The sequence below is a fragment of the Curtobacterium sp. PhB128 genome (assembly GCF_004340725.1).
Lineage (GTDB): Bacteria > Actinomycetota > Actinomycetes > Actinomycetales > Microbacteriaceae > Curtobacterium.
Window position 1 is genome coordinate 1 of record NZ_SLUR01000018.1, and the last position, 12,030, is coordinate 12,030.

A 12,030-nucleotide genomic window follows, 5' to 3' on the forward strand; every position below is an offset into this window, starting at 1 on the left:
GACGCGGTACCACCCACACGAACCATCCCCGGATCTCGAACCGACTAATCAGTCCAAGAACCGGGGACCAGTCCACTGGCACCGGGCCTCCCGTCCGCTCTGGTCGCGTCCAGATCGCGACTGGCACCATGGTCGGATGGCCGAGCAGCACTTCCCCGGCGAGCCCAAGCCGGGGCGCCCGCACCGGCCACCCCGCCCCCGACGCCGCAGCCTGGCGCAGCACGACCTGCGCGACGCACGTGCCCGACTGCGCGGCACGATCTACGAACACGTCGAACCCGATGCCAAGGGTCGCGACCAGTACACCGCCGCCCAGATCGTCGACTTCTGCCTCGACCTGGCCGAGGTGATGCTCGCCTCCGGCGCCGACACCCGCAGCGTCGAGACCGCCGTCGTCGCGGTGTCGACGAAGTGGAACCTGGCCCCGCTCGACCTCGACTTCTCCGGCAGCTCGGTGACGATCCAGTACGCGCCGGCCGACATCCCGCCGCTCGTGAAGGTCCGGACAGTGAGTTCCGACGGCTCCGACCTCGACCGACTCGCGCGCGCGAACCAGATCGTGGACGACCTGATCCACGACGAACGGGACATGACCTCGGGCGTGAGCGCCCTCGTGGCGGTGCTGCGGATGCCGCCGCGCTGGCCCACGTGGCTCGCCGACGTCGGGCTCTCGATCCTGGGGACCTCGATCGCGATGCAGGCCGGTGGCGGGTGGCGAGCGGGCATCGGCGCCTTCGTGCTGATGTTCGGGATCATCCTGTCCGGGCGCTGGCTGACCGGTCGTGGCTACCCGCAGTTCTTCGTGTCCGGGGCGCAGGGAGCGGTCGCGTCGGTGATCGGCACCCTGGCCATCGGTGTGGGCGTCCTGCACCCGGCGGGTGCCGCCACGATGGTGGCGGCCCTGGTGGTGCTGCTCCTGCCGCACGTCTCACTCGTGACGTGGGCCCAGGACGCGATCTCCGGCTTCCGTGCAATGGCGGTCGCCCGGGCGTTCTACATCGGCTTGGTCATCGCCGCCATCGTCGTGGGGGTGCCCGCGGGGATCGCGATGACGAAGTGGCTGCACCTCGAGGTCGACCCGTCGGGCATCGTCACGCAGGCGTTGCCGTTGTGGGCGTCACTCTCGCTCACGGTGGTGTCGGCCGGGGCGAACTGCTTCGTGCAGCAGGCCAGTGCGCGGGTGATCCCCGTCGCCGTGGTGTTCTCGGTGGCCGCGGGGGCCTCGCTGTGGGGGCTGCGGCAGCTCGGCCTGCCGCTGCTCGGCGCGACGTTCCTGGCCGCGGTCCTGCTCGGTGTGCTGTCCACCTACGCAGCGGCGCGGATGCGGACCGCGGTCGCGGCGATCGCGGTGCCGGCGTTCTGCGGAGCGCTGCTGCCCGGTGTCGCCGTGTCGAACGCACTGCTGAACTTCATGTCGGGCTCGTCGAGTGCGGCCCTCGACTTCGTGGCTGCGGTCTCCGTGGCGCTCGGGATCGGCGCCGGGCTCGTGCTCGGCGGCCTGTTCGCGACACCTGGTGCGCGCCGGGCGCTCCGGCGGACCCGTCGGGTCGTCGTGCACTCGGTCCACAACGACACCACCGCGCTCCGGGTCATCCGCGACACCGGGTACGACCCCGGCGACGGCTCGGTGCCGCGCGGGTCACGGTCGGCACCGGACGGACGCTGACGGTGCGGCGCTCCGGACGGGCGCTGCCGGTCCGACGCTCCGGACGGGCGCTGCCGGTCCGGGCTCAGATGTCCCAGCTGCCGTCGTCGCCGTCGCTCCACGTCGCGTGCCGGCGGGCGGCCTGCGGCTCGTAACGCTCCATCCAGCCGCGCTCGAGTCGGGCCACCGCACGGTCGAACGCCGGCACCAGGTCGAGGTCCGTGCGGAGCAGGGCCTGCAGCTGCAGCCCCTCGTACAGCGCGATGAGCTGTTCGGCGCCGCGACGGGGTTCCATGGTGTGCGGGGCGCGGCCGACGGCGATGTCGTGTTCGAGGCCGCGCTTCACCTGGGCGTAGAAGAGCTGGTAGCGCGACCGCAGGTAGGTCGCCATCGGGTGCTCGGGGTTGCCCGCGACGGACAGCAGGGCGACGAGCAGGCGCATGAGCGCGGGGTCCTCGGCGTTCGACGCGACGATCGCGCGCAGGAGCTCGACGGTCGAACCGTCGCCGACCTCGCGGGTGACCTCGTCCATCCGACCGCCGTTCCAGCGGTCGACGGCTGCGAGCACCAAGCCGTCCCAGGACGGGAAGTGCTGCTGGAGCTCCTCGACGGAGATGCCCATCCGCTCGGCCACGTGCACGGCGCGTGCTTCGTGGAAGGGGACGTCACGGAGCAGGTCGACGGTGGCCCCCACGATCGTGATCCGGAGGTGCAGGGTGGCCGCCGCGGCCGCTGCGGCCTGCGTGTCGGCGCTGGTGTTCTCGAGCATCGTGCCCTCCGTCGTTCCACGGACGTCCTGTCCGAGGTCTCCCCGAGTCCGGGGCACGTCCATCCAAACGCAGAACGGGGGACAACAGAATCCCCGGTACGGGTGTCAGCACATGGGGGGACACGGACACCGGCACCACGCCCAGCGCGTTCGCACGGATCCGTGTGACGATGCCGGGCATGACCCCGAACGACCCCACCGCACAGGGACTCGCGACGATGGCCTCGGCCGGCTTCGAGTTCGGCGGCGACCCGGAGCAGGTCGCGCACGACGTCCGCGCGATGTGGGAACAGCTCGGGCGGCCCGCGGGCGCGTTCGGGGCGGCGGCCCAGGCGATCGCCGTGCTGCCCCAGCGCCCCGAGGTGCCGATCGCCGACCAGGCCCGCCGCCGCGCGTTCGAGCACGCGATCGGCATCAACCCGGTCGAGGTCGAGCTCGCGGCAGCACTGTCGGCGCGGGAGCTCCTCGAACGGATGGCGCGCGCCGTCACCTGCTGAGGCGTGCCCCGCGCTGTCGGCCCGCACGCCCGGCCCGCACGGTCGGCACGCGCGCAAGGAACCAGGTTCCGGACACCACACCGCGCCATCGCACGGTGCCGTGTCCGGAACCTGGTTCCTTCGGTCGTTCAACGGACGTCGGCCCGTCCGCAGCGGCGCCCTACGGCGTCGGCATCCCACCGTCGACGTGCAGCGTCTCGCCCACGACGTACGACGACTCACCGCTCGCCAGGAACACGTACGCCGGCGCCAGCTCGGCCGGCTGGCCCCAGCGGCCCAGGTAGGTCTGCTCGCCCGCGGACGGCAGAGCCTCGGGCGGCTGCCCGCCGGCCGGCTGCAGCGGCGTCCAGATCGGCCCCGGTGCGACGGCGTTGACGCGGATGCCCTTCGGCGCGAGCTGCGCGGCCAGGCCCTTCGCCAGGTTGTTCACGGTGGCCTTCGTGGCCGCGTAGTGCACCAGGTGCGGCGACGGCGCGTAGGCCTGGATCGACGTCGTGTTGATGATCGTGGAGCCCGGCTGCAGGTGCGGCACGGCGGCCTTCGTGATCCGGAAGGTCGCGTAGGCGTTCGTCTTGAACGTCTCGTCGAACTCCTCGTCCGAGATGTCCTCGATCGAGGAGACGTTCTGCTGCTTGCCCGCGTTGTTCACCAGGATGTCGATCCCGCCGAGCTGCGCGACGGTGTCGGCGACGATCTGCTCGCAGACCGCGAGCGAGGTGATGTCGCCGGGCAGCGCGACGGCCTTGCGGCCGGCTGCCTCGATGAGCGCGACGATGCGGTCGGCGTCCTCCTGCTCCTCGGGCAGGTACGAGATCGCGACGTCGGCGCCCTCGCGTGCGTAGGCGATGGCGACCGCTGCGCCGATGCCGGAGTCGCCACCGGTGACGAGGGCCTTGCGGCCCGTCAACCGTCCGGAGCCGCGGTAGGTGTCCTCGCCGTGGTCGGCGGGGACGTTCTCCGCCATCTCGGCGTCGGTGCCGGCGCCCTCGAGGTACTGCTCGTCCGGCTTCTTGTCGGCGTACATCTTCGTCGGGTCCTGCATGGCGTATTGGTCGAGCCCTGCCTGATCGAGCGCTGCCTGGTCGAGCCCTGCCTGGTCGTTCTGCTGGTCCGTCATGTCGCCGACGGTACGCAGGGGCGCACCACGGGCCGTCCAGGAGGCTGTCCCCCGTCGCGCGGTGCGGCCAGCGTCCGCCGGCCGCACCGGTCCAGGGCCGCAACTGCGTCTTCCTCGTTTGTCACGGTCCGGTGACGGCCAGGACCCGATTCGGTAACACCTGTCGTTCTGGACGGATCAGGGTCGTACCGTCGAACGGTGACCCCTCGGACCCTGCTGGCGCTCGGCGCTGCCGTGCTCGCCTTCTCGGCCGGTGCGCTGGCGCTCGACGGCACCACCGGGCTCGGTGCGGACACCGCCGTGGCGGCGGAGACGTCGCACGACGCCGCTCCGGTGCACGTGTCGAACGCGAAGCTGCGGCGGGTCGACTCCATCGAGCTCGACGCCGAGTCCCTGGTGCTCCGCAACGGTGGGAAGACCGTCGTCGAGTCGTCGATGCGCGACTCCCGGTTGACCGTGAGCCTGCTCGACCGCCTGCTCGGCACCCCGTCGCGCACCCAGACCGCCGAGGGCGACGGCGGCGCGTGCTTCCCGGCCGGCACCACCTACACGTGGGGCGGCGCCATCCGGGTCGCGGCCCTGACCACCGATGCGCAGGCGGGCAACGCCGTCGAGGTCCGTGTGCTGCGCGACCAGGTCCGCAGCCGGCTCGGTGCACGGATCGAGCTGACCGGCCCCGGCGGCGTCCAGGTCGGCGACGACATCGCCGACGAGATCGCGGACGCCCCGCGCTCCGAACGGGTGTCCTTCGGCTCGGACGACTTCCGCGCGTGGCAGTTGCTGCTGCGCGCAGGCTGGGGCTCCTCCGACGACCAGGACTCCTCCGGCACGAACGGCGTCTCGGCCCTGACGGACGACACCACGGTCACGGTGCTCGGCTCCCCGATGCCCGTGCACGCCCAGCGGAGCTGCTGACTCACACGCGGATCGTCGCGACCACCGGGAAGTGATCGCTCGCGAACCACGTCCCCGGCCCGTCGTGGTCGATGACGACCCGGTCGACGCCGGCGACCCCGCGGGTCAGCACCCAGTCGATGCGCTCCCCGGTGTCCACCGGCGGCTGCCAGTCGTTGAACGTCGCCGTCCGGTCCCCCGGGTCGCCCGCGAGCAGCCAGGTGTCGTCGAACCCGGCGTCGGCGAAGACCCGTGACGCGGTTCCGGCGCCGGCCGGCTCGTTGCAGTCCCCGGCGACGATGACCGGACCGGTCTCCCGCGCCAGCCGTTCGACGATGAGCGCCGCGCTCTTCCCGCGCACCTCGTCGCCGTGCTCGCCGAGTTCGTGGTCCAGGTGCGTGGTGAGCACCGTGACCGCCGGCCCGTCGGTGTCCAGGAACACGGCGTGGTTCGCGATGCGCGGGAACAGGCTGCCCCACGTGTTCGAGACCGGTTCGTCCGGGGTGTCCGACAGCCAGAACGACCCCTCGTCGGTCGGTCGGAACCGGTCGCGTCGGTAGAACACCGCCGGGTGCTCCCCCGCGGTGCCGCCCTCACGCCCCTGTCCGACGTCGGCGTGGTCCGGCAGCCCGGCGCGCAGGTCGTCGAGCTGGTGCGCGAAGGCCTCCTGCACGCACACCAGGTCGGGGTCGTGCCGGCGGATGACGTCGAGGAGCACGGGGAGCCGGGCCGGCCAGTCGTGCTCCGGATCCGGGTTCTTGATGTTGTAGGTCATCAGGACGATCGGACGCGTTGCGCTGCTCACCCCTCGAACCTAGCGACCCGGTCCGGCCACGGCCTCAGTTGATGCAGGTGCCCTCGGTGCCGTAGTTGTGCACGTCGGTCGACTTCGGCGCGGGTTCCTTGGACGCCTGCTTGCTCGGCTTCGACCCGGAACCGGTGCTCGCGGGCTTCGACGCGGTCGCGCTCGGCTCGCTGGCGGCCTTCGCGGTCTTGCCGTCGGTGCCGAGCACGAGCGTGACGCCGGTGACCGCGCTGGTGCGCACCGGGACGGCACCGGGCACGGCTGCCGCGATCGCCTTCGCCTGGGACTCCTGGCCGGCGGGGTACTGCACCTGCGTGGCCTTGGTGGTGTCCGAGGAACCGGCCGGTGCGACCTGGAACCCGCGGCTCGTCAGGACCTGCCCTGCTGCGGTCGCGGCACCCTCGACGCCGCTGCCGTTCAGCACGGTGACCGAGGTGTTGGCCGGCTGGGCGCGACCGGCCTTGGCGTAGGCCTCCGGTTCGCCGACCAGGCCCTGCACGAAGGCGGGCAGCCCGACGGTGTCGACCTCGACGATGGACAGCGCCGAACCGTTCACGTAGATCGTCGGCGTGCCGAGGGTCGGGATCGTGGCGGACTGGATGTTCGCGGGGCGCAGGTTCCGCATCTGCGAGGCGAGGTCGATCAGGTTGGTGTCGGTCTGGATCGATCCGCCGACGGCCTTGAGGATGTTGCCCATCTTGACCGGGTTCAGCAGCGTGCCGGCGGAGGTGACCTTCCGGGCCTCCTGCGACAGGAAGTACTGCTGGCGGACGTTGCGGTCCAGGTCGCCGTTCGGCAAGCCGTGGCGCTGCCGCACGAAGGACAGCGCCTCCTTCGCGTTCAGCGAGGACTTGCCGGCCGGCAGGTCGACGCCGGAGTACGGGTCGTTGGTCGCCTGGTTCAGGCAGACCTCGACCGGACCGAGCTCCTTGACCACCTGGTAGAAGCCGAGCAGCGAGACGCGCACGTAGTGGTCGATCTGCAGGCCACTCAGGTTCTCGATGGTCTTGATGAGCATCTTCGCACCACCGGTGTCGCCGCCACCGTTGAGCGTGCCGTAGTAGAAGGCGCTGTTGAGCTTGCCCTTGCCCACGTCCGGGATGTCGACGTACGAGTCACGGGGGAACGAGATCATCGTCGCCTGCGTGCCGTCGGCGTTGATGTGCAGGACGATCATCGTGTCGGTGTTCGTCGCACCGCCGTCCGACGTCGTGCTGAGTTCCGCCATCTGCTCGGGGGTGGCGTTGTCCGGCCGGTGGTCGTCACCGACGAGCAGGATGTTCTGCGCCTTGCCGTCGACGTCGTCCTTCGTGTCCTTCTTGCCGGTGATCGCGTTGACGATCGTGACCCCGCCGGACAGCTGGTTGTACGCGTACGCCGCGTAGCCACCGCTCAGCACGACGGCCATGGTGAGCACGCCCGCGATCGCCGGGAACACCACACCCGCTCGTCGCTTCTGGCGCCCGTGGCGCGGCGTCACGGCACCGCGGCGCGCGGGCTCCGTCGTCTGCTCGGGTTCGTTGCTCACCGGGAAACCATAACCGGAGCGCGCGCAGGGGACATGGAATCCGCCTGGAAGGTCACTCCACAGCCCCTGCGACCGGCCCGCGCTCGACTCACTCGGCGACGAGTCCCTGCTTGTTCGTCTCGCGCGCCCGGAGCACCGTCACGCCGGTGATCGCGGCGGCGGCCATCACGTAGAAGGCCGGCGCGAACGTGTTGCCCGTCGCGCTGATCAGCCACGTGGCGAAGTACGGGGTGATGCCGCCGAAGAGCGCCACGCTGATGTTGTAGGCGATGCCCATCGACCCGTAGCGGATGGCGGTCGGGAACAGTTCGGCCATCGCGGCGCTCACCGCCCCGTCGAACGCCGCCATGAACAGCCCGAGCAGGACCATCGCGGCTGCGGCGGCCCAGAAGTTGCCGGCGTCCATGAGCATGAGCGTCGGGTAGGTCAGCACCAGGAACCCCGCGCACCCGGCGAGCATCACGGGCTTCCGGCCGATCTTGTCCGACAGCAGGCCGAAGAACGGGACGAGGCCGGCGATCACCAGGAAGCCGATGACGACGACCCCGTACGAGACGAGCGGCGAGTACCCGAGGTCCGCCTGCAGGTACGAGGGCATGAAGGTCTGCAAGATCCAGTGGCCGACGGCCTTGAGGACGACGAACCCGACGCAGAAGAGCAGGGCCTTCCATCCGGTCCGGAGCGAGCGGCGGAGCGGGTTCTTCGCGAGTTCCCCCTTGGCCTTGAGCGCGCGGAACTCCGGGGTGTCCTCGAGCTTCGTGCGCAGGTACAACCCGACCAGACCGAGCGGCACCGCCACGAGGAACAGGACACGCCACCCCCACGACTCGAGGGCTCCGTCCCCGGCGATCGCCGTGAACAGGAAGACCAGGCCACCACCGACGATGAACGCCGCGAAGCCGAAGACGTCGATGAAGCTCGTCACGAAGCCGCGCCGGTTCGACGGGGCGTACTCGGCCAGGAGCGTCGTCGCCCCGGCGCCCTCGCCACCGGCGGCGAAGCCCTGCACCAGCCGCACCACGACGAGCAGGATCGGTGCGAGCATCCCGACGCTCTGGTACGTCGGCAGGATGCCCATCACGGCGGTCGCGCCGCTCGTGATCAGGATGACCGTGGCCAGCGTGGTCTTCCGGCCGACCCGGTCACCGAGCGACCCCCAGAACAGCCCGCCGAGCGGACGCATCACGAAGCCGGCACCGAACACGGCGAAGGCCGACAGCAGTGCGACCTGCGGGTCGCCCTGCTTGAAGAAGTACAGCGAGATGACGGTCGCCAACGTGCCGTAGAGGCCGAAGTCGAACCACTCGACGAAGTGTCCGACGCCGGCGGCGACGATCACCTTCCGCATGCCCTGGCGGCGTGCGTCGTCGCCCAGGGCCACCTGGACGTCGGGGGCGGTGGCGGCATCGACGCTGGGTTGCGTCCGGGTTCCGTCGCTCATGGGTGGGGCCTCACACTTCGTTGTCGAGAATTCGTTGACGATAGCACTCGCCGGGCACACATTGCCACACAGTGGGAAAGACACGCCACCGAGTGATACCGTTCCGACCATGCAATCCCGTGAACAGCACCACGACGTCGTGGTCGTCGGCGGCGGTCTCGCTGGTGTCAGCGCGGCCGTCGCCGCCGCCCGCCTCGGCTCGAACGTCGCCCTCGTCACCAACCGGCCGGTCCTCGGCGGCAACGCCTCGAGCGAGATCCGGGTGTGGGTGGTCGGCGCGACGGCGCACGGCACGCAGCGGTTCGCCCGCGAGACCGGCATCATGGGCGAGCTCTTCCTCGAGAACCAGTACCGGAACCCGCAGGGCAACGCGGTCTACTGGGACCAGGTCGTGCTCGACCTGGTCCGGGCCGAGCCGAACGTGCACCTGCACCTCAACACCGACGTGCGGACCGTGCAGACGACGGACGACGCCAGCGGCGCACCGCGCATCACCGCCGTCACGGGGTGGACCATGGGGTCCGAGATCGAGACGACGTTCACGGCACCGGTGTTCCTCGACTGCACGGGCGACGGCCTCGTCGGGGCCCTCGCCGGCGCCGAGTACCGCATCGGGCGCGAGGGCCGCGACGAGCACGGAGAGGAGTGGGCGCCGGAAACGGCCGACGACGAACTGCTCGGCAGTTCGATCTTCTTCTCCACGCACGACACCGGCCGGTACGACCGGTTCGTGCCGCCGTCGATCGCGAAGGACCTCGGCACGACGCCGATCCTGGCGAACCGGGCGATCCGGACCGGCGACAACGGCTGCAACTACTGGTGGATCGAGTGGGGCGGCGAACTCGACACCGTCGCCGAGAACGAACGCATCCGCGACGAGCTCTGGGGCGTCGTCTACGGCATCTGGGACCACATCAAGAACTCGGGGGCGTTCGACGCGGACACCCTGACGCTCGACTGGGTGGGCGCGATCCCCGGCAAGCGCGAGTACCGCCGGTTCGTCGGCGACCACACCCTGACGCAGCAGGACCTGCTCGAGCAGCGTTCGTTCCCCGACACGGTGGCGTTCGGCGGTTGGTCGATCGACCTGCACCCCGTCGAGGGCGTCTACGCCGAGACCGCCGGCGCCCAGCAGCGGTACACCGACGGCACCTACGACATCCCGTTCCGGTCGCTGTACTCGGCGAACGTGTCGAACCTGCTGTTCGCCGGCCGCGACATCTCCGCGTCGCACGTCGCGTTCGGGTCCACCCGGGTGATGGCCACCTGCGCGGCCCAGGGGCAGGCAGCCGGCACCGCCGCGCACCTGGTCGCCCGGCACGGCACGACGCCACGGTCCCTCGGCACCGAGCAGATCGCCCTGCTGCAGCAGACCCTGCTGCGCGAGGACGCACCGGTCATCGGGGTCCGCGCCGACGACCCCGCCGACCTGGCCCGCACCGCCCGCATCACCGCGAGCAGCGAGCTGACCACGATCGACACGACGCCGTTCGCGACCGCCGACCGCTTCGACCTGGACCGCGACGTCGCGATCCTCCTGCCCGCCGACCCCGCGCTCGGCGAGTTCCGGCTCCGCACCGAGGCGGACGACGACACCGAGCTCACCATCGAGCTCTGGACCACCGGCAAGCCCCAGAACTACGCCCCGATCGACCACGTCAGCACGCACTCCGCACACGTCGCCGCCGGACCGGGCGAAGCAGTGGTCGACATGGACTTCCACCCGGACGCACCGTGCAACGCGGTCGTCGTGGTCCGTCGGCAGCCCGGCGTCCGACTGGTCCTGACCGACGGCCACCCCTACGGCGTGATGGCCCTGCGCGCCCGCGCTGCCGACGACGAGCAGTTCGACGACCACATCCCCGAGGAGTCCGGACAGCCCGTGACGGACTGGGAGGCGCGCGCCCTACGCGGACACGCGTTCGCGTTCACCGCAGCCGGCGAGACGGACGCGTGGCGGGCCTCCCGGGTCAGCGACGGCCACCAGCGCCCGTTCGGCGGACCGCACATGTGGTCGTCCGACGCGGGTGCCGGCGCAGCCGTGCTCTCGCTCGAGTGGGCGGAGCCCGTCGACGTCCGCCAGGTGCGCATCGTCTGGAACGACGACGTCGACGCCGACCTCATCAACCTGCACCACCACCGCACCCCCTGGGACGCCGTGCCCACACTCGCCCGCGACTACCGGATCGAGGCGTGCGTCGACGGGACCTGGCGGACGCTCGCCGCGGTCGACGCGAACCGACACCGCCATCGCGTCCACGACGTCGATCCGGTGCGCACGGCCGCCCTGCGGGTCGTCGTGACCGCGACGAACGGGTCCCCGTTCGTCACCGCGAGCGCCGTGAAGGTCTCCTGACGCGCGCCGGGACGGGCCAGAATGAGGGGATGGCGACCACCCCTCCGAACCAGAGCATCGAGCGAGCCGCAGCGGTCCTCGGTGCGCTCGGCGCGTCCGACGGCGCGGTGCGCGCCTCCGACATCGCGCGGGCGATCGGGCTGGGGACCTCGACCACCGGGCGGCTCCTGGCGACGCTCGAGTCGCTCGAGTACGTCCGACGCGACCCGGAGACCCAGGCGTACTCGGTCGGTCGGGCCGTGCTCGAGCTCGCCAGCCAGGGGCTCAACCACAACCCGGTGCACCGCGAGAGCCGCTCGGCGGCGCAGGAACTCGCGCACCGCGTCGGCCTGACCGCCAACGTCGGTGTGCAGGACGCCGCGTCGTGCATCTACCTCTGCCACTTCGAGGGGTCGCTCGCGCCGAAGTCGCACACGATGATCGGGATGCGGCAGCCGATGCACGCGTCCGCACTCGGCAAGGCGCTGATGCTCGACCTGTCGCCGGACGAGCGACGCTCGCTGCTCGGGGACGACCTGGCTCGGTACACCGACCACACGATCACGACGCACGACGCCCTGACGGCCGATCTCGCCGCCTCGGCGAAGCGCGGCTGGTGCGAGGAGAACCAGGAGCTCGCGCTCGGCCGGTTCTGCATCGCGGCACCGATCCGCAACGCCTCGGGACGGATCGCAGCGGCGCTGTCGATCTCGGGGCGCCTGACGCAGCTGCGCGACCGCGACCTGGACTCCCTCGCCGAGGACCTCATCGAGGTCGCCGACCGCATCAGCGTCGGCCTCGGGATGATCAGCGCCGTCGCGCACTGACGCGCTGGTCGCGGCCCGCCGCCCGCTGGTCGCGGCGCGCCGCCCGCCGGGACGGGATTCCCGCGAAAGCGACAGTCTGCCGCCTTGGGTTCAAGGGGTGGTTGCAACACCTTGAGTGGTGAGGTGTTGGTGTGGGTCGTTGGCACACGCGTGAGGACAAGCGACGGTTCTG

The 12,030-nt window shown here is 71.1% G+C and carries 10 protein-coding genes; 5 read left to right on the forward strand and 5 right to left on the reverse strand.

Features of this window, described 5'->3' with window-relative positions:
• Positions 1-136 precede the first annotated feature (136 nt).
• Positions 137-1,666, forward strand: a complete 1,530-nt coding sequence (locus EDF23_RS18830; protein WP_123294858.1) for a threonine/serine exporter family protein — start codon at positions 137-139, stop codon at positions 1,664-1,666.
• A gap of 64 nt (positions 1,667-1,730) precedes the next feature.
• Here EDF23_RS18830 and EDF23_RS18835 read toward each other — a convergent pair whose 3' ends face one another.
• Positions 1,731-2,414, reverse strand: coding sequence for a TetR/AcrR family transcriptional regulator (locus EDF23_RS18835; RefSeq protein WP_131881101.1), 684 nt, complete (start codon positions 2,412-2,414; stop codon positions 1,731-1,733).
• Positions 2,415-2,593: 179 nt separating this feature from the next.
• Here EDF23_RS18835 and EDF23_RS18840 point away from each other — a divergent pair, with 179 nt between their 5' ends.
• Entirely contained in the window at positions 2,594-2,911 is a 318-nt protein-coding gene (locus EDF23_RS18840) for a hypothetical protein (RefSeq protein ID WP_123937293.1), read from the forward strand.
• 160 nt (positions 2,912-3,071) lie between these two features.
• Here EDF23_RS18840 and EDF23_RS18845 read toward each other — a convergent pair whose 3' ends face one another.
• Complete coding sequence (locus EDF23_RS18845) at positions 3,072-3,935, reverse strand: SDR family oxidoreductase (protein ID WP_240347683.1); 864 nt, start codon at positions 3,933-3,935, stop codon at positions 3,072-3,074.
• A gap of 291 nt (positions 3,936-4,226) precedes the next feature.
• Between EDF23_RS18845 and EDF23_RS18850 the strand changes: the two genes are divergently transcribed.
• The gene (locus EDF23_RS18850; RefSeq protein WP_123294854.1) at positions 4,227-4,943 is read left to right on the forward strand and encodes a hypothetical protein; all 717 of its coding nucleotides are present in this window, start codon (positions 4,227-4,229) and stop codon (positions 4,941-4,943) included.
• 1 nt (position 4,944) lies between these two features.
• Here EDF23_RS18850 and EDF23_RS18855 read toward each other — a convergent pair whose 3' ends face one another.
• The 3 genes from EDF23_RS18855 to EDF23_RS18865 all read right to left on the reverse strand — a co-directional run bounded on the left by EDF23_RS18855 (position 4,945) and on the right by EDF23_RS18865 (position 8,696).
• Positions 4,945-5,727: an endonuclease/exonuclease/phosphatase family protein gene (locus EDF23_RS18855; protein WP_131922776.1), complete on the reverse strand. Its 783-nt coding sequence runs from the start codon at positions 5,725-5,727 to the stop codon at positions 4,945-4,947.
• 34 nt (positions 5,728-5,761) lie between these two features.
• Entirely contained in the window at positions 5,762-7,255 is a 1,494-nt protein-coding gene (locus EDF23_RS18860) for an LCP family protein (protein ID WP_123294852.1), read from the reverse strand.
• A gap of 88 nt (positions 7,256-7,343) precedes the next feature.
• On the reverse strand, positions 7,344-8,696 hold the full coding sequence (locus tag EDF23_RS18865; protein WP_123294851.1) for an MFS transporter: 1,353 nt from the start codon (positions 8,694-8,696) through the stop codon (positions 7,344-7,346).
• Positions 8,697-8,805: 109 nt separating this feature from the next.
• On the opposite strand from EDF23_RS18865, the gene EDF23_RS18870 reads away from it, so the two are divergent.
• Positions 8,806-11,052 carry an FAD-dependent oxidoreductase gene (locus tag EDF23_RS18870; protein WP_131922777.1) on the forward strand — a complete coding sequence of 749 codons (2,247 nt, stop codon included), beginning with the start codon at positions 8,806-8,808 and terminating at the stop codon, positions 11,050-11,052.
• Positions 11,053-11,081: 29 nt separating this feature from the next.
• On the forward strand, positions 11,082-11,858 hold the full coding sequence (locus EDF23_RS18875; protein ID WP_123294849.1) for an IclR family transcriptional regulator: 777 nt from the start codon (positions 11,082-11,084) through the stop codon (positions 11,856-11,858).
• Positions 11,859-12,030 lie beyond the last annotated feature (172 nt).